Source organism: Metabacillus sediminilitoris (genome assembly GCF_009720625.1).
GTDB classification, from domain to species: domain Bacteria; phylum Bacillota; class Bacilli; order Bacillales; family Bacillaceae; genus Metabacillus; species Metabacillus sediminilitoris.
In genome coordinates this window covers 1418852-1442964 of sequence record NZ_CP046266.1, presented here as the reverse complement: position 1 = coordinate 1442964, position 24113 = coordinate 1418852, and the positions used below count along the sequence as shown (strand labels likewise).

General features: G+C 35.5%; 18 protein-coding genes, 2 pseudogenes and 2 riboswitches. Of the genes and pseudogenes, 3 read left to right on the top strand and 17 right to left on the bottom strand.

What is annotated here, in order from left to right:
• Window positions 1-6 precede the first annotated feature (6 nt).
• Both cobJ and GMB29_RS07015 read right to left on the bottom strand, forming a co-directional pair.
• The gene (cobJ, locus tag GMB29_RS07020) at window positions 7-1647 is read right to left on the bottom strand and encodes a precorrin-3B C(17)-methyltransferase (RefSeq protein WP_136355618.1); all 1641 of its coding nucleotides are present in this window, start codon (window positions 1645-1647) and stop codon (window positions 7-9) included.
• Between the two features lie 45 nt (window positions 1648-1692).
• The gene (locus GMB29_RS07015) at window positions 1693-2073 is read right to left on the bottom strand and encodes a (2Fe-2S) ferredoxin domain-containing protein (RefSeq protein WP_136355616.1); all 381 of its coding nucleotides are present in this window, start codon (window positions 2071-2073) and stop codon (window positions 1693-1695) included.
• Between the two features lie 126 nt (window positions 2074-2199).
• Window positions 2200-2389: riboswitch (cobalamin riboswitch) on the bottom strand.
• A gap of 179 nt (window positions 2390-2568) precedes the next feature.
• Window positions 2569-2767, bottom strand: a riboswitch (cobalamin riboswitch).
• Between the two features lie 349 nt (window positions 2768-3116).
• Here GMB29_RS07015 and GMB29_RS07010 point away from each other — a divergent pair.
• Complete coding sequence (locus GMB29_RS07010) at window positions 3117-3356, top strand: GNAT family N-acetyltransferase (protein WP_136355614.1); 240 nt, start codon at window positions 3117-3119, stop codon at window positions 3354-3356.
• A 143-nt stretch (window positions 3357-3499) separates the two neighbouring features.
• Window positions 3500-3778, top strand: a pseudogene (locus tag GMB29_RS07005) (tyrosine-type recombinase/integrase); the annotation flags it as partial.
• A gap of 34 nt (window positions 3779-3812) precedes the next feature.
• On the opposite strand, the pseudogene GMB29_RS27965 reads toward GMB29_RS07005, so the two are convergent.
• The 6 genes and pseudogenes from GMB29_RS27965 to GMB29_RS27620 form a co-directional block, all read right to left on the bottom strand.
• A pseudogene (locus tag GMB29_RS27965) lies at window positions 3813-3920 on the bottom strand (integrase); the annotation flags it as partial.
• A 177-nt stretch (window positions 3921-4097) separates the two neighbouring features.
• Complete coding sequence (locus tag GMB29_RS26915) at window positions 4098-4238, bottom strand: hypothetical protein (RefSeq protein ID WP_168733893.1); 141 nt, start codon at window positions 4236-4238, stop codon at window positions 4098-4100.
• A gap of 51 nt (window positions 4239-4289) precedes the next feature.
• Complete coding sequence (locus GMB29_RS06995) at window positions 4290-4487, bottom strand: IDEAL domain-containing protein (RefSeq protein ID WP_196305231.1); 198 nt, start codon at window positions 4485-4487, stop codon at window positions 4290-4292.
• A 294-nt stretch (window positions 4488-4781) separates the two neighbouring features.
• On the bottom strand, window positions 4782-7544 hold the full coding sequence (gene ppc, locus GMB29_RS06990; RefSeq protein WP_136355612.1) for a phosphoenolpyruvate carboxylase: 2763 nt from the start codon (window positions 7542-7544) through the stop codon (window positions 4782-4784).
• A 287-nt stretch (window positions 7545-7831) separates the two neighbouring features.
• Entirely contained in the window at window positions 7832-8587 is a 756-nt protein-coding gene (locus GMB29_RS06985) for an alpha/beta fold hydrolase (RefSeq protein WP_136355610.1), read from the bottom strand.
• A 609-nt stretch (window positions 8588-9196) separates the two neighbouring features.
• The gene (locus GMB29_RS27620) at window positions 9197-9328 is read right to left on the bottom strand and encodes a hypothetical protein (RefSeq protein WP_264766597.1); all 132 of its coding nucleotides are present in this window, start codon (window positions 9326-9328) and stop codon (window positions 9197-9199) included.
• A gap of 269 nt (window positions 9329-9597) precedes the next feature.
• Between GMB29_RS27620 and GMB29_RS06980 the strand changes: the two genes are divergently transcribed.
• Window positions 9598-10494: a YsnF/AvaK domain-containing protein gene (locus GMB29_RS06980; RefSeq protein ID WP_136355609.1), complete on the top strand. Its 897-nt coding sequence runs from the start codon at window positions 9598-9600 to the stop codon at window positions 10492-10494.
• A 60-nt stretch (window positions 10495-10554) separates the two neighbouring features.
• Here the strand turns inward: GMB29_RS06980 and GMB29_RS06975 are convergent, their stop codons facing one another.
• From GMB29_RS06975 to GMB29_RS06935, 9 genes are all read right to left on the bottom strand, one after another.
• Entirely contained in the window at window positions 10555-11007 is a 453-nt protein-coding gene (locus tag GMB29_RS06975) for a GNAT family N-acetyltransferase (RefSeq protein ID WP_136355607.1), read from the bottom strand.
• A gap of 325 nt (window positions 11008-11332) precedes the next feature.
• Entirely contained in the window at window positions 11333-12583 is a 1251-nt protein-coding gene (locus GMB29_RS06970; RefSeq protein ID WP_136355605.1) for a nickel pincer cofactor-dependent isomerase, group 22, read from the bottom strand.
• Window positions 12584-12701: 118 nt separating this feature from the next.
• Window positions 12702-13700: a 4-hydroxythreonine-4-phosphate dehydrogenase PdxA gene (pdxA, locus tag GMB29_RS06965; RefSeq protein ID WP_136355603.1), complete on the bottom strand. Its 999-nt coding sequence runs from the start codon at window positions 13698-13700 to the stop codon at window positions 12702-12704.
• Between the two features lie 167 nt (window positions 13701-13867).
• On the bottom strand, window positions 13868-15205 hold the full coding sequence (locus GMB29_RS06960; RefSeq protein WP_136355601.1) for a four-carbon acid sugar kinase family protein: 1338 nt from the start codon (window positions 15203-15205) through the stop codon (window positions 13868-13870).
• Window positions 15206-15523: 318 nt separating this feature from the next.
• Window positions 15524-17296: a sigma-54-dependent Fis family transcriptional regulator gene (locus GMB29_RS06955; RefSeq protein ID WP_136355599.1), complete on the bottom strand. Its 1773-nt coding sequence runs from the start codon at window positions 17294-17296 to the stop codon at window positions 15524-15526.
• A gap of 61 nt (window positions 17297-17357) precedes the next feature.
• The gene (larE, locus tag GMB29_RS06950; protein ID WP_136355597.1) at window positions 17358-18173 is read right to left on the bottom strand and encodes an ATP-dependent sacrificial sulfur transferase LarE; all 816 of its coding nucleotides are present in this window, start codon (window positions 18171-18173) and stop codon (window positions 17358-17360) included.
• 461 nt (window positions 18174-18634) lie between these two features.
• Entirely contained in the window at window positions 18635-19981 is a 1347-nt protein-coding gene (locus GMB29_RS06945) for a gluconate:H+ symporter (RefSeq protein ID WP_136355595.1), read from the bottom strand.
• Between the two features lie 1123 nt (window positions 19982-21104).
• A complete protein-coding gene (locus GMB29_RS06940; protein WP_136355594.1) occupies window positions 21105-23303 on the bottom strand; it encodes an MFS domain-containing histidine kinase in 2199 nt (732 codons plus the stop codon).
• A complete protein-coding gene (locus GMB29_RS06935; protein WP_136355592.1) occupies window positions 23281-23973 on the bottom strand; it encodes a response regulator transcription factor in 693 nt (230 codons plus the stop codon). The genes GMB29_RS06940 and GMB29_RS06935 overlap by 23 nt, the downstream gene beginning before the upstream one ends.
• Between the last annotated feature and the right edge of the window lie 140 nt (window positions 23974-24113).

Below are 24113 nucleotides of genomic sequence, written 5' to 3'. Positions count from 1 at the left end.
CCCTATTTAATCTCCACATGGAGCTGGTTCAATTTCAATCTTTGGCGTCATGTCTTTATATGTATAGCCCTGAATATTTCCTACGCGTTTAAAATATTTAAAAAATCTCTCATTTGGGTGGCCTTTTTCTTTGTATTCGTAGACAATATTTTCAATAACCTCGACAATTTTGTCTGGCTCAATTCCTTCCGCTACAGGCTGACCAGCGTGGGCTGTTCTTCCTACTGTTTTAGCACCTAAAAACAAATCGAATTTCCCTTTTCTAAAGATGATACCAATGTCTTCATTTACGGCGCCAAAACAAGCCATACCACAGCCGTTGAAGCCAATTTTTAACTCCTTAGGTAAATCAAGTCCGCCTAATTTTTGATGGAGCTCTTCCGCATGCGGGATCGAATCCTTCTTTTCCCCTTCACAGAAATCACATGCCTTTAGTTGAAAAACATCACCGATTGGTTCTACTAGAAAACCAACATCACCTAACTTTTCCGTGATAACATCTGGTTCACTAGTTGGGATTCTTAAAATGATTTGATGGTGTGGTGTATATTCCATTGAGCCCTCGCTACCAACAACTTCGGCAAGTGTCATCATTTGCTGTGGTGTAAACTTCTTATTGGCAATTCCAGGGCTAACAGCTAATTCAAAAATGGAGGTTACCGTGTTATTCACTGGTAGTTGTACATGTAGTTGGTTAGTGTTTGTTGACTTGTTTGTTACATGATCCAATTTCGAAAGAGCCTCTAAAGCAATTTGTAACGAGCTTTCTTTATTTTTTTTTGTCTTGTTTTTTGGGGTTAAGACCATATCATTAATGCCTTTATGAAGCGCCCATGGCTCATTTTCGTGTCTGAGACGTTCATGTGGCTTTAATCGTTGCTCAGTTGCACTTAACGTGTATTTTCTTTGATAGCCTCTAGGGGTGATCATTTTATTGTCATATAAAAAAGTTGCTGAATTCCCAATTACAACGGTTGTGAGCATCCCGATATCATGATCAAGCATATGTTCAAGATCTGTAATGACGATATGTTGTCGATCACGATAGGCGCTTTTGACAAGTCCAACTGGTGTAGATGGTGATCTATAGTTTAATAGGATTCTTTGTGCTTCTTGAATTTGTCTAGTCCGGCGGCCGCTTTTTGGGTTATAAAGTGTAACAACAAAATCTGCTTGTGCCGCTGCATCGATCCGCTTTTCGATTAAATCCCACGGAGTTAAATGATCACTTAGACTAATCGTGCAAGCATCATGCATGATAGGTGCTCCTAATAGGGAGGCGCAGGAATTAATCGCCGAAATTCCTGGAATAACCTCCACACTAACACCTGTGGCTTCCTTCCAGCCTTTTTCAATCAGTACTTCATAGACAAGTCCGGCCATTCCATACACTCCAGCATCACCGCTTGAAATAACCGCTACTGTTTTCCCTTCTTCTGCAAGACGGACCGCTGCTTGGGCACGGCTTACTTCCTCAGACATTCCAGTACTAATAATCTCTTGATCTGTTAATAAATCTTGAATGAGTTCAACATATGTTTTGTATCCAATAATACAATCGCTCTCTTGTATGGCATCTTGAGCCCTTTTTGTCATATGTTCAAAACTTCCAGGCCCAAATCCAATAACAAGTAACTTTCCTAACAATGAATATTCCTCCTTTAATAACGTATCAAGTTCTCGTATACGAAACTAAACCTTGCTTTTTTGTTTTTCTATTCCAACAATAGATTCTGAATATTCAGGAGCAGCAAACTGCTGTTGATCGTATGTATAAATCACACTGTCTTCTACGACTTTTCCACCAACAAGGTGATCTTGGACAATTTCTCTTGCTAAATCAGGTGAAGCAGCCTTGTACCACACGCCCTCTGGATAGACCACAACAACACAAGCATCTTTACATCTTCCATTACAACGGGTTCTTGTTGTATGGATTTTATGATCCATATCTAAGTTGGTAATTTCCTCCCTGATCGCCTGTGTGACTTCCTCGCCACCCTTTCTCATACAGCTGCTTCCATTACATATTAAGACATGGTGCTGTGTTTGAGTTAAGTTCCAAGTCGTCATCTAAACACTTCCAATCTATTAAATTTAGGAAAATAAAAAATGCACCCCTATTTAAGCAGAGGTGCATAAAAAATATCGCTAATAAAATAGCATTTTTTATTACACGTCTACCTATATGCCCGTAGGTATCAATATGAAAAAAAGGCAGGTCTCCTGACTAAGGCTCAATGCTTTTTTACGTCTTCCCAATTAGAATCAGTGACATTGTGTAAAAAAGCTCACCATAACAGTGGCGGGTACCGTGTCGGATTTTCACCGACTTCCCTATTAAGCACAACAACAGCTATTGTTATGCACCTTTCTCTCAAACTATTAAATTACTCATCTTAACCTATTACTGGATTTAACAAAATATGTCCACTTTAAAAAATAACAGCATAAGCAAAAAATCCGCTCAGGTTCAACTGAGCGGATGAAAAGGCAAATAACGAAAGCACTCCAAACTAGCAATAATTTGGCTGCGATCGTCTCACCTTCTCACCTCCCGAAGAAACTGAAACTTTATAAATTAAGACAGGTCTCCTGACTTGTGCTTCACCCTACTTTAAGTCCTTCCCATATACGCACCTTTTGTTAAAAGCACCATATACAGTGGTCAACTTATTTCGTCCACACTTACAGTTGCGGGGACAGTTCTGGAATTTTACCAGATTCCCTATTAAGCCTATTAGGCATCTTAATTTACTGCTTTTATATTGAATTTTTTGAAAAGTATCTTTTAAATCAACAACTTTTATCATATAGGGACTTTAGATATTTTTCAATGTATAATTAGTAAATAGGTAAAAAACTTGTAGATCTTAAACAAGATAAAGTTATTATTCTAGTATATTTTCATCGCCACAGCTTAGTTAAGTTTTGAAAAATTTGACCATAATGAAACAGAAAGGGTGTGTTTATATGGTAAATAAAATACAGGAAAAAATTTATTGTGGATTATAAAATGATGATCGATGACCTATCATTCTGGGAGCTCAACTCAAATATTTAAGCTTTGAATACGGCGTTTCTGAAGTAACAATTATGAGCTTGATTATTTTGAGATTAGATTGCTCGCTGTTACTCCAGAAGCTCGCGGAAAAGGAGTTGCGCAAGCATTGGTTCATGAATGTATAAAACGAACGAAGGAAAAAAGGTTTGATGCGATTGTACTCCATACTGCAGACTTTATGAAAAGCGCCATGAAATTATATGAACGAATTGGTTTTGAACGACACCCGCAACACGATTTTGAACCAGCGAATGATGGTGTGGTTGTAAAGGCATTTCGACTTTCGATTTAATCCAAATCGAACGATCAAGATTAAAAGAAAAATAGAAACGGGACATTATGCGTGCCTCGATTTTTGATTAAAGTTTTATTTATATAGCTTTCAAAAATATTTACTATAAAAATCTCGTCTCTATTTCCCACTTAGCTGAGCTCTCCATTTGGTTAAAAAGGTGTCTAGATGAGCGAGATGATAGGGATCCCTGTTTGTTTATTACGAAAAAAAGGCCAAAAAGGCGCATGAGTATTGATAACCTAAGATATATTATCAAACGAATATTTAATCGTGACGGAATAAAAAAGAATATACATCCACATCAATTAAGACACAGCAATGCTTCACATATGAATAATAACGGTGCACCACTTGAAGTGATCCAAAGCTTACTTGGTCATGTGAAGAGTGAGACCACAAAGATATATAACGGGTATTAAAGTATACTCCCCTTTCTTTATCCCCATTCCCATGTACAATGACTAAATTCGCCCGAAAATTAATATTATCGCGATTTAATTTTACAACTTCCCTAATACGGCAACCGGTCGAATATATAATTTCAAATAATGCATTCTCCATTGAAGTATGACAAGCCTCCCTAAGATGTTCAATCTCTCATTATAAATATCCATTCATAAAGATCTTCCTCTTTAAGACATAACAAAAGCGATCTTGATATTCTTATATAGAATAACAAGGTCGCTTTATACGATTTCATTTGTCATTAATAAGTATCCTTTCAATCTGCATTAAGGGTTAATGTAATTTCCCTTCATAACGTTGCTCATGATTAAGATCATCATGATGTTCGGCCATTAAATAATTAAGATAAGAATTTAATTCAAATCGGTCTCCATTCACAAAATCAGCTAGGACTAATTTCTTTTCTCTCGTCATGATGTTTCCTCCTTTTTACTTACTTCTTATTGATTCATTCTTTTTAATTAACTAGGAAATTCTCTTTAATTCTTCTGTTAATCTAAAAAATTCTTCCTTGTTTCTGTCCTGTAAAGAACGGTCAATTTCCAATTTCATTTGTTTAATACGAAAATCACGAAGGACTTTATCTAACAACAATTCAGCGTAAAAGGCATTCAAGGCTGCTATCTCTTTTTGTGGCAATGTTTCAAGTATATATTTTTTCATTGAAAATCCTCTCCTTCACCTAGTTGGTTGCTTTTCTTTTCATATAACCTTATTTCATCCGTACTAAACTTCTACCCTTTCTTATTTGTCACTTTCTTTTACAAATAATTGATCTTTCTCCAATTTTATATGAAATTTCGAGGCTTTTTTATATTCATGTCATATAATATAACGTTTTATTTTTTAAGTAATCATTTGCCGTTAGGATTCCTTATTGCTATACATGTTTTACTTTCAACCATATAGAAAGGACCGTCGATATAAATCGACGGCCCTTAGCTATGCCAGCTGAAATCAACCCGTATTACGTAACCCTGCTGCAATACCTGAGATGGTTAATAACACTTCAGTCAGTAATTCTTCATTTGGCTCTTCTTGCTGACGCAGCTCTTTTATAAGCTCCACTTGCAAGAAATTTAATGGATCTACATAAGGATTTCGATGATGAACAGATTCTTTAATGTTTGGTGTATGGTCTAAGAGCTCTTCATCACCCGAAATTTTTAGTAAAATCGCTTTAGTCTTTTCATATTCATTCGTAATATTACCAAAGATACGATCTGCGATATCTTTGTCATTTACTAGATCAGTGTATTCTTTAGCTGTTGTGATATCCGCCTTCATTAGTGCCATCTGCAGATTATCAATTGTTGAACGGAAGAATGGCCATTCTTCGTACATACGTTGTAATAGCTTAAGATTCTCCTCACCTTTTGAAGCAAAACTTTCCAAACCAGTGCCTGCAGCATACCAAGCTGGTAATAACTGGCGACTCTGTGTCCATGCAAAAACCCAAGGGATTGCACGTAAATCTTCTAAACGTGTACTATTTTTCCGTTTCATTGGACGAGAACCAATCGTAAATTCTCCGATTTCCTTTAAAGGTGTTGCTTCTGTAAAATAAGTTAAAAAGCCTGGATCTTCAAATACGAGTGATTGATACTTTTTAAGAGAAACAGCTGAAATTTCTTCCATTGCGACTTCCCATGCTTTTTCACGAATATGCTGTTGCTCTGATTCCTCTGATAAGTTAACAGATGCCTCAAGCAATGTTGATGTTGCTTGCTCTAAACTACGGTAGGCAATGTCTTCAAGCAAATAACGTGATGATAACACTTCACCTTGCTCGGTGATTTTCACTCCATCTCCAAGTGTTTCGACTGGTTGTGAAAGAATGCTGCGGTTTAATGGACCGCCCCCACGACCTAATGAACCGCCGCGGCCATGGAAGAATTTCAAGCCAATATTATAGCGTTTTGCCATGTCATGGATTTCAATCTGTGCTTTGTAAAGCTTCCAGTTTGCCGTTAAGGTTCCGCCATCTTTACTACCATCTGAGTAACCAAGCATGATTTCTTGTGAATCACCATGGATTTTCAGGTGATTGCGGTAAACATCCATATTAAATAATTTTTCCATAATGTCAGGACCAGCTGTTAAATCATCAATTGTCTCAAGAAGCGGTGCAACATTTAAATGACTTTCAACTGTACCATCGGCGTGTAGTCTATAGATACCAGCTTCTTTCGCAAGTACTAATACTTCAAGCAAATCACTTGCTGCTTCTGTCATACTAACTAGATAAACAAGGATTGATTTTTTGCCGAATGTCTCATGCGCTTTTTTAATCATTGTAAAGACTTGCAGCATTTGTTGCGTTTCTTTTGAATAATCTTCATTTAATAATAAAACAGGACGTGGATCACGTAATACATTTTCCAATGTCTTAATTTTCTCTTCTTCAGAAAGTAGCGAATAATCGTCAGTTACTTTCACTTTACGTAAAATTTCTGTAATCGCTGCTTCATGCTCTCCACTATGGTTACGAATATCTAGTGTCGCTAAGTGGAAACCAAATATCTGAACTTGTCTAATTAATTTCTCCAGCATTTTCAATTGACGATCTGCTGGCTGATGATTATTTACACTACGGTGAATTAAAAATAAATCTTCTAATAATTCGTCAGATGATGTATACCCTATTTCAGATTTTCCAACTTCATTAAGACGTGCGATAATCACAGCGAGTTTACGACGATACACTTCATTTTCAACAGGCCATTTCTTTTCATTTGTTAAATAAATTTTTTCATCGTTTTTTACATTCTCTAGTAATTCTTCACTAATATTAACGCGTGTTATGGAGTGACTGAAGCGTTTCATCACATCAACTAGTGCTTCATTGTATTTCTTTATCGCTAGATCACGGTGTCTTTCTAACGTCTCCCAAGTTACTTCAGGTGTAACATTTGGGTTTCCATCACGATCACCGCCAATCCAAGATCCAAAGCGAAGAAAATTAGGAACTTCCCACTTATGATCAGGGAATTGTTCGATTAAACCTTTTTCCAAATCCTGATGAATATCAGGAAGAACATCAAAGAATGTTTGATCAAAATAATACAGTCCATTACGCACTTCATCAATAACAGTTGGTTTGCGATCACGTAGCTCATCTGTTTGCCATAAAATTGTCACTTCATTTAACAAGCTATCCTCGAGCTTTTTCCGTTCCCTTTTCGTTAACATATTGTTATCTAACGCCTTTAAAATGTTAGAAATGCGTTTTTGTATTTCAATGACTGAGCGCTTTGTTGCTTCAGTTGGATGAGCAGTAATAATTAACTCTAAGGATAATGTATTCAATACATTTTGTATTGTCGCCTCATCAATTTTATTTTCTTTAAGTGATAATAGTGCACTTTCGATTGAGGCTGGTTGAACAACATGATCATCTTGAAGCTGATATTCACGACGTCTGCGAATGCGATGGTTTAACTCTGCGGCATTGATAAGATGGAAGTAAATTGAAAAGGCGCGAATAACTTGGTTACGCATCGGTGGATCTAAATTTACTATCTCTTCTTTTAATTCTTGATAAATTTCTTTATCAAACTGATTACGAAGAGTTTTAGCCATCACTCTTAATTTCTCTACTTTATCAAGTAGCTCTGTTCCTCCATGGTGAACAAGGATTTCACCTAGAATATGACCAAGAGCTTTAACATCCCGTCGTAATGGAAGATTGCTATTATTTGTTTCCATTCTAGTTGTCATAGTGACACCTTCCCTCTAATTTTGTTATTCTACTAAATAGTATGATAATTCTATCATATCACTTCTCAGCGGGAATTTCACGCTTATTTTCGCTAATTGATATCAATGTTAGATCATTCGATAAATTACAATCTCATCCTGATATCATTTCTAATTCACACTGAAAAAGTTCCAAAACTATGTATACCCTACTAAAGAACTCTTAAACCTTTTTATATAAATCCACCACATCAAAGACAAAAGACACATCCAAAGAGCCAGGATAGTCTTTTTGCTATGTCGATGGACTATATCATTTCTTTTTCAAATAAACAATTATTCAAAAACTCTTCATAAAGGTCATTAAAGCAGCTTGGACGGAACATATTTGCAGCATGACCAGCATGTTTTATCTCTTTGTAAATAACATGGGGGATCACTGTTTCAAGATCTGTTAAAGACGATTTATATAAATGATCATGATCACCCATAATCCAGAGAACAGGCATTGTTAACTTTGTTAAATCACTGCGTAAATCATAGTGAAGACGATGATATATTGCATCTATCAGTACATTATCAGCTAATTGCAACCCATATTTATAATAGATTTTATGAGAGATAATCGAATAGGGATCTATCATACTTTCTCTTGGATAAATATCATGTGAATATTTCTTCAACCATACTGAATACTCTTCATCGCGCAACTCCCAATAATGCCGGAATACATCAAATAGTTGTGAAGGAGAATTATAATGACCACCTATAAAGCATAAGCTTTTAACTTTCCATTTCCACTTGTTCGCAAAAATTGTACTTACATAGCAGCCATAACTAAGCGAACAAATATGAGCGTTTTCAAGTCCTTCCTTGTCAAAGAAATCCTCTAATTGTTTGATTAAATTTTCTAATGTAAACTCTACCGGTTTTCCTCTGTCATCACCATGACCAAGTAAGTTGTAGGAATAGGTGTTAAAGCCTTCATCAAAATATTCCATTTGTTTTGTGAAGGCCCTTTTTGTTCCCGTTAACCCGTGTATAAAAACAATGTTCTCTTTCATTCATCCTCCAGAAGATAAAATAAGGCTGTTTTCGTATACTTTGTTGCTTTTTATTAAGTAGTGAGGTGTGGTCGATTTCCGCTACAGTTGCTCGCTCCAATCAACCTTAATTAGTTTTTGCTTAAAAAACTACCTAAAAACAACAATTTTTTAGAAAAGAGCCTAAAATAAAGACTTATGAATATTCCTTTCTATCGATATTAACCAATAATTGTAAAGGAACAGTATCTCATGAGTTAAATTTTTGTAATGGTAATAAGATAAATTCTATACTTTATTAAAAAATGGCTCGGCTCTTTTCTAGAACTCTTTAGGTTGATTGGAGCAGAACGCAAGACTCCTACTCCTCGATCGTAAATGCCTGGGGGTCTCACCTGTCCCGGGGAATGAAAACCTTAGAAGGCACAAAAAAGATTTATACTCATGTAGAAAAAGACAATCTAATTGGATCAGCCTTTTACAAAGCAAAAGGATTCAAAGTTGTCTCTGAATTTGATGATGACTTTAAAGGGCATCTTCTTAAAACAGTTAGGCTGGTCTTAGATATGTAAAGTCTGCTTTTTTGCAGACTTTTTAACATGTGTGATTATTGAGACCTCACCCATTCGATCATTTGAATAATAAGTATAAAATAATCACACCAACAACAATGAATCCTCCAATTGTCGGACTGCCATAAAATGCTCTATTCCAGCCATCATCCGTTTCAATTTTACTTTTTTTACGTTTATCTTCATCCAATTGAATCCCTCAAATCCAGTTTCATTTTTATTTAAGTTCTTTCTCCAACTTTTTACTCGTACATTTTATGCCACCAAAATGGAATGTGTTGATACATCTTTTATATGAATACGATTCAAGAAATATTTAGTTTCATTCATTTAAAGTAATTCATTCCGCCTCCTTAATAAAGCCCAATCTATGAAAAATATTGTTTTACCTTGGACAAGCCGGGTATATATGGAGTGTAGAGGTTGATTAATATTAAAAAACAATGGAGGTAATACCCTATGAGTAAACATGTTTTAGGTGTTTATCATTCAAAAGATGAAGTGATTCAAGCTATAGAAGAAGTTCAAAATGAAGGATATTCTGTAAACGACTTGTCCATTCTTGCGAATACAAGGGACTTCCCTTATTCTATCCAAAATGAAACAGGAGTATCGACCGAGGACCTCGGCGAGGCGGAAAATACCCGAACGTATAAGGAGAAAGGTTTTTTTGAAAATTTATTTTCAGCACTTGAGGTAAATACAACTTCAGATCATAATGAAATCTCATATTACGATCATCTAGTTGGGCTTGGCTTTGATAACGCAGCTGCCCGTGACTATGAAAAGGATCTAAATTCAGGAAAAATTTTACTTCTTGTTGATAGTGGAACAGGGACATTTACTGCTCCTTCAGCAGGCGGTATCACTGGTACCTCTGTAATTGATCAAACAACACTTGATACAGATACACTCGGTACAAATAAAGAACGTTCCCTAAAGCTTCGTGAAGAACAACTTGATGTTACGAAGGAGCGTGTTCAGACCGGTGAAGTAGAGGTTCGTAAAGACGTTGTTGAAGAACAAAAAACAGTTCATGTTCCTGTAACACATGAAGAAGTCTATGTAGAGAGACGGACAGTTGGCGATGCTGCAATAGACGACACAGCAGCAGCCACAACAAAACCAATAGGTGATGAAGAAACAATCCGTGTCCCGATTGTCGAGGAAAAAGTCGAAGTAACGAAAAAACCAGTGGTAACAGAGGAACTGGTCATCGGCAAAAGACAGGCAACGGAAACAGAACAAGTGACTGAGAATATTAAACGTGAAGAAGCCCGGGTGGAAACAGACGGTGATGCAACAGTTGATGAAACGACCATTGACCGTAACCGCCTGAACGAAGACCGATTATAATTTTCATACTAGGAGAAAGCCCCAAACGTCTAGCTTTTGGGGCTTTCTCCTATTAAAAATCTACAAATCTTGAGATAAACGAATCATATCCCTGCACTGAATACCATTTTCAAAAATATCCTCTGGATAGTGCCTAATAAAAAAGTTTCTATCAATACCAGTGATTCTAAACCCACACTTTTGATAAAGCGCTAACTGTCCAATACTTGAATTACCCGTACCGATTTCTATCGTTTTGAATCCACTTAACTTTGCTGTTTGAATCGCATGCATTACTAACTGTTTTCCAATCCCTTTACCGTGATGGATTTCTGCAACTGCAATATTTACCAACTCAACTGTTTCAGGTCTTAACGGTAGCAATACGTATACCCCAATCACTTGATCATCTTTTTCAGCTAAAAAGCACTCTCCCCTTTTCACATATTCCTCAACAAGAATGTTGGAAGGGTCAGCTAATAACAATAAATCGATTGGAGCTTCTTCATCTGAATGTCGTTTTCGAATATTCATATTCCTCTCCGTAACATATTCATTTTTTAGATAACGGAAACGAACGTTAACAATCATCCGCCTCAAGGTCTTATCCGCAAAAAAATTTCCCTCTTGATACTTTCCTTCATTATAAATGACTGTCCTATTCGGTTGAAGGAAAAAACATTAAAACTTAACAGATCAAAGGATAGGAGTTCTTTCTTATTTCACTGAGAATAACTTCAAACGGGAGGCAACAATGTTGTGCAGATTATCTAAAGTTTCCAATTTCATGAATACAAAAAAACAGCTCCCAACCATTATGAAAGCTGTTTTCATCCTTACTATCTCATAAAACGTAAAGTTACATCGGCAAGAAATAACCATCTTCACCAAATTTCACTTCATGCAGATCCTCTAATATTTCGATATTTTCTTTATCTTTCAACTCATTAAAAATGGCTTCAGATACAAATAATTCCCCAATATGAAGAGTATTTGGAATCCTTACAATTCTTGCCTCTTCCAATGCAACACCCCAGTTAGCGCGTAGAGCTGCTTTTAGTGCTTCTTGGTCATTATCAAGAACAATCGGAATATTTGCACGAGCTAAAAATGTACTTGTGACAACATTTTCATTCATTGTTTTCAAATCGATTTTTTCAAATAAACGTTTTGTAGTTAAATCAGCTAATCCAATTCCCAACGCATTGCCATGACTAGCCTCACTTAAGTTTGATGCAATGACATATTTAATAGAAGGTTTTTTAGGCTCTTCTACGCCTAATACACGGATTCGACCGATAATATTCGTATCCATACCTGTTCCACTATAGTTTTTACCGATTTCATCAACTACTAAAATATCCATTTCATCAACCGGAAGACTTGGCATCAAATCAAATGCTTTTTTCAGTAATTCTCTTTCGCGCTCCTCAATTTGGTCTGGTTGGATCGCTTCGATAATCGCTGTTTCTTCATGAGCGTTTTCAACAATGGCTACACCAAATAATGTATTTGAATTTTGAATGGCTACTTTTCCAACTTCAGGCATCATATCACGAATTCCCTCAATACCATAAGTATGCAAAGCAAGTGCTTGTTTATGTTTACCCATACCAATTGAGGCCATTTTTAAGACGCCGCTTTCAATATCCTTTTTAAAATCAGTATGTGGCTTCACACGGCCCATAATGATAATTCCATCTGCACGATAAGCATACTTATCAATATAAACAGGAATACCTGCTGATGTTTCGCCAATTTCAACTACATCCATTGATGAACGAATTTCACAACCTGTTGATTCTTCCGTTACTCCTAAACCTTCCAGAACCTCAATTTGCCCCTCAGCTGTAGCACCGCCATGGCTTCCCATTGAAGGAATGATAAACGGTGTCGCCCCTCTCTTTTTAATTTCATCAGCAACACTTTTAACGATTAATGGAATATTTGCAATCCCCCTGCTTCCAACGGTAATGGCTATCTCCATGCCAGGCTTAATTTTATCATCTGCTTTCACATGAATAAATTGTTCTGTAATTGTTGCAGCGATATTCTTTATACTTTCAACATGGAATTTTTGTCTTATTTTTGCGAATTTCGGTAAAGACATAAGGTAACACTCCTTTCAATTTAAACAAGCATTATTCATTATTGCCAGTGTCCGTATAACAAAATCTTTATAATAGGAAAGCAAGAGATCTGCCCTACAATCTCTTGCTACATTATTGTTATTTTTCAGGTGCTAATTCAATCGCCATACGAATCGCTTCTTTTAACGATAACTCGTCTGCAATATTTTTTCCTGCGATATCAAAAGCTGTTCCATGGTCAACACTTGTACGAATCGTTGGAAGACCGACTGTAATATTTACTCCAGCTTCAAGACCTAAAACCTTAATTGGCCCATGCCCTTGATCATGATATTGTGCAACAACTATGTCAAAGTCGCCGCGTTTTGCTCTAAAGAATAATGTATCTGCAGGAAGTGGCCCTTGTACATTTATTCCTTCTGCCTGCGCTTTTTCTACAGCTGGAATAATTTTCTCTTCTTCTTCACCATTTCCAAAAAGACCATTTTCACCAGCATGTGGGTTAATCCCGCAAACTGCGATTCGAGGAGATTTAATCCCTGCTTTTTGTAATGTTTCGTGTGCAAGTTTAATGACTGTATATTGACGATCAACGTTTATTTTATTAATCGCATCGATAATACCTACATGTGTTGTCACATGAATCACTCTTAAACCTGGCGCAGATAGCATCATGGCGAAATCTTTTGTATTTGTTAATTCGGCTAAAATTTCAGTGTGTCCCGGATAAATATGACCTGCTTTATGAAGTGCTTCTTTATTTAAAGGTGCTGTACAAATCCCTTGAATTTTCTTTTCATTCGCATAAGCAATCGCCTTTTCTAAATAGCGAAATGCAGCATTTCCAGCCTCAGAAGAAACTTGTCCCCAAGGTAAATCTTCAGAAACTAAATCTAAATCGATAATATCGATTGTTCCGTATTGGCACTTTGCATCTTCAGGATTTGAAATGCTATTTAATTGAAGATCAATATTTGTTACAACCAAAGCTCTTTTTATCATTTTAAGATCGCCAATGACAAATGGACGGCAATTTTCATAGATGTTTTTATCATTCAAAGATTTAACGATAATTTCAGGTCCGACTCCTGATGGGTCCCCCATTGTAATCGCGATATTTGGTTTTTTGGTAGTCATCATTATTTCCTCCCGTTTTCACATCTTAATTCACCAAGCATATCGATTACAACTAACTAAAATTCATATATGCCTGGTGTTCTTCCATCACATTTAAAACTAATTCTGTAAAAGCGTTCGTACTCTTTCCTGCACCCAATTAGAATAAAAGCTCTCAATGAAAGTCCTTAAGAATAGTTAGTCTTACGCCAATCACTGTTTTCAACATGGGCATTTACTTCAGTAATTGTTTGAAGAGCTTTTGAAAGTGCTTGTTCCGTTCCAAATGCACCCGCTTTTGTAACAAGAGGTATGCCATCATACAAGCCTCCGAACAATTTCCCATATGGAATACCGGCTTCTACCTCACCAATTACCCGTATTCCATCTCCATTTAATACTTTACAAGTAGCTCCTGCAATATCTCCGCCCGTTAAAATAGCCCCGCAAATATTCTTGCTTTCTATTAATTGACCGGCAATAACTCCCATAGATTGAGCAATTGTATTACCTACCTCAAAGTTCGTTAAACCAAGCTTTTTTTGAAGATCCTTTACTCTGTTTATTGTCTCCCGCTCACGATTGGTTGTTACCACTAAATCGCCTTTTTCTAGTAATGCTTGCCCAGCTTTAACAATACGATTAATTTCAAGTTTTCTCCTATCTTCGTAAAAGAATTCCTCAGGAGAAATGACAATTTCTTCAACATTCTTTTTCTCTTTTAAATGTTGAATTTGTCGATGAGTAATCGAATTTACACTACCTGCTACTACTAGTACCGGAAGTCGTTCACCTTCCAGTGTCTTGCATAGCTGCTCTTCACGATGACTTGAGTTTGTCAGATGATAAGCAATTCCAGCTGAACCTACCCACAGGAAATTTTCATGTGTACTTTCAGCAGCTTCAACAATCGTTTTTAGTTCTTCGTCAGTTGTAGCATCAACGATGATAATTTTTGAATCTTTACCAGAGGACAACGCAATCATTTTTTCTGATAAATGATCTTTTCCTTTTCGCACATCATCAATTGAGATTAATTCAACTTCCCGCTTACTTTGATTCTTTAGCAATTTTGGTAAGTAACTTTCTTTTACTGGGCAGGCGGGATCATTTGCAATTTCTGTTTCCTCTAATAACACGCCATTGACATAATGCATTCCATTCATTGTAATCCGCTTACTTTTCGGAAAAGCCGGTACAATAAACGAGGTTTTATAATTAAATACATCCATAACTGCATCAATTTCCGGACCAATATTTCCCCTCATGGTGGAATCTATCTTTTTAAAGACTTTTGTAATATCTAAGTTTTTTAATTGAGTGGAAAGATTAAAAACGACATCATAAGCCTTTTCTGAAATTAATGCCCGACTATCTGAATTTAAAACAATGACATCTTCACTTAAATGTGTTGGTTGTAATTTTGTATCTGAAAATAGCACTGTCGTATTTAAATCCTGTTTTGCAAATTGAACACCAGTATCATTTGCGCCTGTTAAATCATCTGCTATTACTGCAAGTTTCACCTTTATCCCGACCCCCTTTACACGCAATTTCAGTTATATGAGTTGCGTTTTTTTAGTTTTATTCCGGCTTATAGAGCCTATTCATTAATGTTTAATAAGTTTTTCTATTTGATCCTCTAATAGAATGTGCAATTGCTACTTTGTTTTACTGCTTTAATGGAGTTTTATTTTCAAATACTAAAAACGCTTTCAGCACTTCTTATAATAAATTAAAATGTTGCATTTAGCAATGTTTTTTATAATTTTTTCTAATTAATTTTAATGTGTTGTTTTTTGCATCAGTTCCCATTTTCCTTTGTATATAAAAAGCGCAAGCTATTATTTTAGCTTACGCCACAAGGTAGAACGGTTAATCCCCAAACGTTTAGCTGCTTTTGATTGATTCAACCCCTCTTCTTCAAGTACCTTCGTAATGACTTGTTTTTCAATTTCTTCTAATGTACCGCTTAAATCGATATGTGTTAGTTCATCACTCTTTTTCACCTGCTGCTCTAATCGATTTAAAACTGTCACAACTGCTTCCTTCTCAATATAAAAAGAATGTGATTGTAAAAATAATTGTTCAATTACTTGTTTAAGTTGCTCTACATTTCCAGGCCATTCATAGTTGATTATCTCATGCAAAGCATCCAGTCGAATCCCAACTACTCCATTTCCATATTTAGGATGTAATTCAGATATAAATACATGAACCAAATCCTCAATATCCTCTCTTCGTTCTCGGAGTGGCGGAATATATATGCTTACCCGCCCTAATGTTTCATATAATTCGGTGTGAAATGAGCCATTAGATACCTTATCTTCGATAGTACTCTCAGAAGAAACGAGCCATTGCAGCATTTTATTGCTTTCATTCTTAACTATTTTATATAACTCTTTTTGCATATAAGAGTTCAATTTATCGATGTTTTTTAAGTAAATGACACCATTGGCGTATTTTAGGAAAAAGTTTTCGTTCATTAAATTTTTCAGCTGTTCTGTACTTAATAAATCACAATGCAACACGATAAATGGTTCATTCTTTGTTTTCCTTTTTAAATAGATGGAACGGGCAGCTAATTCTTTCCCATTTCCCTCTTCTCCCATAATCCATACGGGTTCTTCCCTTTTACCGTATTGATCGATTTGATTTAACACCTTCTGAATTTGCTCGCTTTTTCCGGAAATAGGGATAAAAGAAGATGAGGTATGAAATTCTATTGCATTCATATTCACTTCTCCTTCCTGAACATCAGCTTGATTAGGAAGGATTTTTTCAAGAAAAAATACTGTAGCATCCCCTTGAGGACATGCCTTTATTTTCCAAAACGAATGATTGATGTGAACGGTTTTGCTTTGTTTTTCGCCTGTTAATGCCGTTTCTTTTAATAACGCTGATATTTCCGCGGAGTTTTCTAAATCGATCCAGTGAAATTCTTTATTGAAGCGTTCATTCCCATATACAATTTTTTCAGCTTTATTAAATACTCCAATTGCCTGTTCGTTACAATCTAGAATGGATTGAAATAAAAAAACATCCTGCTGTAGCTGCGAGAAAATGCGATATGACCTTCTCGTTTCTTCTAATGCATCAATGATAGCTTCCTTCCCAGATGTAATTAACACTCCTGTCATACCTAATTGCTTTGCAGCTTGAACCGTCACAACATCCCCAATTACCACTTCATAGCCAAGTTTTTTTAAATTCGTTAATTTATCTTTCACTTCGGTATCTTTCGTAATCGTTAATGTTTTAATATCAAAATCTAGAAGCTTACAGATCGTAGCAGCACCTTGTGTTATATTCGAAAATCCAACAATAGCCGCTTTACCCGAAAATCCTTTTACTAGTGTTAGTATGCGTAACACATCATAGCCTGTCACCTGAATATCAATCACCGGGATTGATACAGCCTCCTGAATCAAAGAAGCTGTACCACCCCGACTGATTATGACATGATAGCCATTCTTTTCGGCATCCTTTGCAATAGCAACTCCCTCATATAAATTTCCTAATTCAATTTGTAATTGAATATCTTCTACTTCTTGATCGATTTCTTTCATCATTTCAAGCAATCCCTCGTAGGGGACAATTACCAATGCTTTAATCATTTTTCAGTCACCTTCTGTTGCAAATTCAAATCCCTCAAACCTCCAAGGGTCTGTTATGAGATTACTTTTTGTTTACACTAGCAGTTAATACTTTATTCATGCTGCCGCTCACATAGCCTTGTAGATCAAGAGTGACATATTTATATCCAAAGCTCTGCAAATTCTCCATGATATCTTTATGCTTCAATAAAACAAGCTGCATATCTTGAGGCTCTACTTCAATCCTCGCAATCTCTTGATGAGTTCGCACGCGGACTTGTCGAATTCCTAACCCTTTAATATAAGCCTCCGATTTTTCAACCTTTGTTAATTTTTCCTGGGTGATTTTTTCACCATATGCAATTCGGGAGGATAGACAGGCGAATGATGGTTTTTCCCAAGTAGGCAAGTTTAATTGTTTTGAAAGTTCACGAATTTCCTCTTTATAAAGATTTGCCTCTTGGAGCGGCCCGCGAACACCGTGTTCTTTGGCTGCACGTACTCCAGGACGATGTTCACTCATATCATCTGCAATCAAACCATACACTACGTTTTTAAAACCCTTTTGATGCATGATAGGAACGATTTGTTCAAATAATCCATTTTTACAGAAATAACAACGGTTCCGGTCATTTTCTGCGTAGCCTGGTATACTTAGTTCAGAGGTTTCAATTACTTGGTGTGTTGCCCCAATCAGATTTGCAAGCTTTTTAGCTTCCTCTAATTCACTTGAAGGGTATGTTTCAGAATCAGCCGTAACAGCCAGAACTTTTTCAACACCTAAAACATCAACAGCAACCTTTAATAACAATGTACTATCGACACCGCCAGAAAAAGCAACAACAACATCGTCCATCTCTCTTAAGATTTCTTTTAGTTGTTCATACTTTTCATTCATCCAAATTCCACCTAACTTTATTTTTTTAACTTTGGCTGTTTTCGCATACTTTGTTGCTATTTACCAAGTAATGCGGTGTGGTTGATTGCAGCGAGAGATGCTCGATGACCGCGGGGCGGGCGGTGAGCCTCCTCGGCGTAAACGCCTGCGGGGTCTCACCTGTCCCGCTGCTCTAAGCAGGAGTCTCGCAATCTGCTCCAATCAACCTTTAATATTTTTCGTTTTAAAGACAACAACCTTTACGAAAAGAGCCTTAACTTTTTACAATGTATAATAACTGCGAAATATAACGAATGGATTTGTGCATTTTGCAACACTATTCAATTATATGCGAATTTCCCTCAAAGTAAAAGTAATTATTAAAGCGATTTCAACATTAAGTTTCATAAATATAGAATTTATATACAATGCAAAAAAAAGAACCATTTTATAAAAAATATAAAATGGTCACTTTTATTATTTTATAAAACGATATCTAATAATAGAGTACATACCAATCCTGATACAGCAACAATTGTAGAAAGGACTGTATACGTTCCGAATGCTTCTTTCAGGGTCATACCTAAAGACTCTTTAACCATCCAGAAACCAGCGTCATTAACATGTGATGCAATTGCACTGCCCGCTCCAGTTGCAAGTGCAACTAGCTCTAAGTTAACGTCAGGAATTGTAGCAAGAGATGGAAGGACCAACCCTGCAGTTGTTAAAGTTGCAACTGTTCCAGATCCTAAGCAGATACGTAATATTGCTGCAACTGTCCATGCAAAGAAGACAGGGGACATAGCAGATCCTTCGAATATTTTAGCAACATAATCACCAACGCCTCCATCAATAAGAACTTGCTTTAGTGCACCGCCGCCACCAATAATTAATAGCAGCATCCCTAATGAATTAATTGCTGAAGAACATGAATTCATCAAATTCTTGATCGGAACATTTCTTCTTAAACCCATCGTGTAGATTGCAAGCAATAATGAAAGCACCATAGCTGTCGAAGATGTACCGATAAAACGAATGATTTTCACTAACATATTATCTTCAAATCCCATTGCTGGCTGAATCATATCAACCGCTGCACCCAAAGCCATTAAAATAACTGGGAATAGTGCTGTAAATACACTGATACCAAAACCAGGTGTTTCTTCTAATTTGAATGTTTTTTGAACCCCAAATGAGTCACTGCCTTCTCTTGTCCAAGCAGTAGGAACAATTTTTTTAGCTAACTTTGGATACAAAATACCTGCTAGTATAACAGTTGGAATTGCGACAATGATACCGTAAATTAAAACTAAACCAATATTTGCTCCATATTCAGCTGCTACTGCTGTTGGGCCCGGATGCGGGGGTAAGAAAGCATGTGTTGCTAAGGCAGCAGTAACCATAGGAAGACCTAAATGCACAATGGAAACTTTTAATTCTTTTGCAATTGAGAATATAATTGGAACTAATAATACGATTGTTACTTCAAGGAATAATGCGATCCCAACAATAAATGAAGCAAACAAAACAGCCCATTGAATTCTTTTTTCCCCGAATTTGTCAATCAAGGTTGTAGCAATACGATTGGCGCCACCTGCATCAGCAATTAATCTGCCAAGCATAGCTCCCATCCCAAATATTAAGGCAATATGACCAAGCGTTCCGCCTAAACCGCTTTCAATTGATGCAACAACTTCTGCCATAGGCATCCCTAATGCCAAAGCTACGATGAATGAAACAATGATTAATGAAACAAATGTGTTTAATTTGAAGCCCATTATCAAAATAAGTAATAATAGAACCCCAATTGCAATAATTACTAAAGGCATAATTATCCTCCCCATTTACTTTCTAGTAGTTTTTTATAAATGTGCTGCAATTATTTTCACTTATGAAATAGTAATTATGTTCTTCCTTACAACGATTCTGTAGTTTCAAATGAATAGAACTGTTAACGCTCTCAATATAATTGCAAGTGCTTTCAAAAAAGGTTAAATAAAGTAAGAATTAAGACAACTGTTCCTTTTTTACAATTATTATTCATCTGGAAGAAATCGTTTATAAAGGACGATTATCCATATATCCTTTTTTCATAGTAAAATGATAATAATGCAACGTTTTTTCACAATTAACGCTTAATAAACGCAACATTCACAACAACTGTTGTTTATCGCATCACACTGTGAACAAAATCATTTTATACTCTACTGATAATCTTGTCAAGCAGACATAATAGATAATTCTTGTTTCTTTTTTCAACACCATTCATGATGGATTTTAAATTATGTGTTTTTACTACCCTTCATTTTGGATTAACAGGCTTTTCAATTCCATAATTTTCTTCTTTCACTCGATAATTGGCATGCCTTCTATCCTATACAATTGTTGTCATATGAAACAGAAACATCCACATTAACTTGTATCTCCCCGATATAGGTTCTTTATCAGCTGTTTGACGGAAACCCAGTTTTATGAAAACTTATTATTGGTTCAGATTGAGGCTTACAGTTGTTTATTACTCTTTCTTATTCTCTCCTAAAAAGTTTCAGGGTATTACATTCAGGTATTTCGGTTTGTGAGGGATTTATTCTAAAATAAAGAGCAGAATGGATAATGTTAAGAAGACAAAAAATAAGGTATGAAAAAAACACTTAGAGTGTAGTTACTTTAAGTGTTCTTTTTCATATAAATAATGCAGCCTTTTTTAGAAAATAAGGTATTAATCTACTATAGGAGTCGATATTTTTGAGAAACAATCGTTTCTAAATTTTCTCTAAGCCATATCTCGGTTATTGTACCTTTAACATATTCTCCTTTTTCATTTTGTACTGCAATTGCTTCGTTAGATCTTTTTCTCTAGAGCAGAGCAACCGAAAAATAAGATGCAAATCATAGATATTACAAGTGTTTTTTTCAAATTTCTCTTGGCTTTATAGACACTTGAAGATTCTTTTATTCACTCAACAAATCCAGTATAATTGTTACTTTAAACAAATCCCCATCAACATCAATGTCTAAAGAACCATCATGTAAATCAATGATTGATTTAGCAATCGCCAGACCTAGTCCTGATCCGTCTGTATGGCGTGATTCATCACCGCGCTTAAATCGTTCGAAAAGCTCATCTACATCATCACTGAGTTCATATTTCGATACATTTTTAAACGTAATGATTGTCTGCCCCTTTTCTTCCTTTACATTGATATAAGCTCTTGTGTTTTCAAGTGAGTATTTCAAGATATTGCCGATTAAGTTATCAAAAACTCGCCATAGCTTTTGCCCATCAACATATGCATAGACAGACTTTTCTGGTTTTGAAACACGAAATTGGATGTGAGAAGATTGAATCGTCTCATTGTACTCAGCTAATGCTTGTTGAAGCAACTGAATGATATCCACTTTTGCTTTTGATAATTCAATATTTCCGCTTGCCATTTTTGATGCTTCGAAAAGGTCATCGATTAATACCTTTAAACGCTTTGATTTCCGGTCAATAATTTCAATATATGAATTTCGTTCATCTTCATGTAATTCTGGATTTTTCAGTAGCTCTGAATAGGTAATGATCGATGTTAATGGTGTGCGTAAATCATGACTGACATTTGTAATTAACTCTGTTTTGAGCTTTTCACTTTTCGCTTGTTCTTTTTTCGATATTTTCACACCATGTTTCATCGTATTTATATCTTCTGCAAGTTTAGCAAAAACAGATTTTCCAATAATTTTTAAATCAGGCTCAAAATGACCTTTTGCTAATGCATTTGTATTTCTAATAATTTGGTTAAAATATCCGGTTCTTTTTACAACGATAATAAACAATGGCAGCCCTATTAATAAAAGCGCGGGAACATATCCTATCAGAAATAACGGTTCAACGATAATAAGAATTGTTCCAACTCCAAATAAAAACACAATACCAAGAATGAGAAAAACTTGTGTGCCTACCCTGCGATTAATGAATGCATTTCGGAACATTTTTATAACTGAAACGGCAAATGAGCTTCTCCAAACTTCTTTATCAGTTCTCATCAATTTTAGTCTTGGATACAAATAAATTCCTTGGATCATAGTAAACCAGATAAATATGGTCATAATGATAAGTTGAAAAATAATCCTATCCAGAGAAAAATTATATATATAGGGATTATCTGCGAATAATGCGAGAGAAATTAACCCTGTAATTCCAAAAAGAATGACTGCTATATCAATTGGTATTTTATGATATAAATTTATCCATTCTTGTGGAGCAATTTTACTGATTACCTTGATCTTCTTCCCAATCATAATGCTTACTATAAAAGCGATGATAGCGGTGATTGCATAAATAAAAAACACAATTCGATTATGATTATATTCATAATAATTAGCGATAATAAAATTCGTATTATTTGCTTCTTTTGATATCGCAATTTCCCCTTCGAACAAAGCATTTGAATTAGCATGATTGATAACGTCCTCATACCCCATAATAAATGGTTGTTCCTTCATGCCAAGATAGCTTCGATTTTTTGTCGGGTAGTTTTGGATAAATAACATATCTTTGTCATTTATATACTTATCTACTGATTTACTATCTTGCAGATTCGTATAAACCTCTCCTGTTTTTGTATCTTTAAGATAATATGCAAATGCTTCTTTGTATTCTGAAAAATCTTCTCGATAACCTTCAAGCTCTTTGTAATACTCATCTACTCTTTGTTCTTTTTCTTTTACAATTTTTTGTTTAACATATTCATCACTTTCAAAGTTTTTTGTAATATCTTCTATTTTTTTATCTCTTTCATTTTTATAGATATCGGCGAGATTTTGGCTGTCATTCGCGATCGCTTCCTCAATTTCAGCTGCATATTGATTTTCGATACTTGATAATTGCTCCGTTAAATCTCCATAACGAAAGCGGTACTCTTCTATTTCCTCATTCGATACTGTGATTAATTTTTTCATTTCTTCTTTCGGCTGATAAGATTGCTCAAAAGCCTGAATATAAGCTAATAATTGCCCAACCGTATCTTCATATTGAGTTGTATGAAAAAAACTTTTCTTTGAGTATTCACGATCATCGAAAATAGCTGATAAAACACCACTTAATCCATACGTAAATAACATAAGCCATGCAATAATTGTTATCCTACTTTTCCATTTTGTATCCAATGCCCCATACCACCTTTAAATACCTCGGATTTTTAGGGTCGATTTCGATTTTTTCACGAATTTTACGAATATGTACAGCAACGGTATTTTCCGCATTGTAGCATGGTTCTTTCCAAACTCTTTCGTAAATTTCAGAAATAGAGAACACTCGACCAGCGTTCACCATTAACAGTTCAACAATTTTGTATTCGATTGGTGTTAATTTCACCGCTTCACCATTGACAGCAACTTCTTTCGCTGCTTGATCAATCGTAAGACCATGTAAATCAATATTTTTATTTATCCCTTCAAAAGGTCCTAATGTTACATATCTTCGCAGTTGGGATTTTACCCTAGCAATCAGTTCAAGGGGATTAAAAGGTTTTGTTACATAGTCGTCCGCACCAACTTGTAAACCTAGTATTTTGTCAGTATCTTCACTTTTGGCACTTAACATGATAATGGGGATATTCCTTTTTTCACGAATTTTAAAGGTCGTTGCAATCCCGTCTTGTCTTGGCATCATAATATCTAATAAAATCAAATGAACTTCATTTTTATTTAAGCGTTCAATTGCTTCAATACCATCCTGTGCTGTTAACACCGTCATTCCTTCATTTTTTAAATATATTTCAATTCCATCACGGATTTCTTTATCATCATCAACAACTAACACAACGTATTTATTCATCCTACATCCCTCCTTTCCAAAGTATATCATGAGTTATTACTAGGATTGTTTTTAGTATAAACAAGAGTTCTTAATATAAAGGTAGAAGAAAAATGAAGAATTTCTTAAGATTTTATTAGGAGAAATGAAGAAAAAGCTTG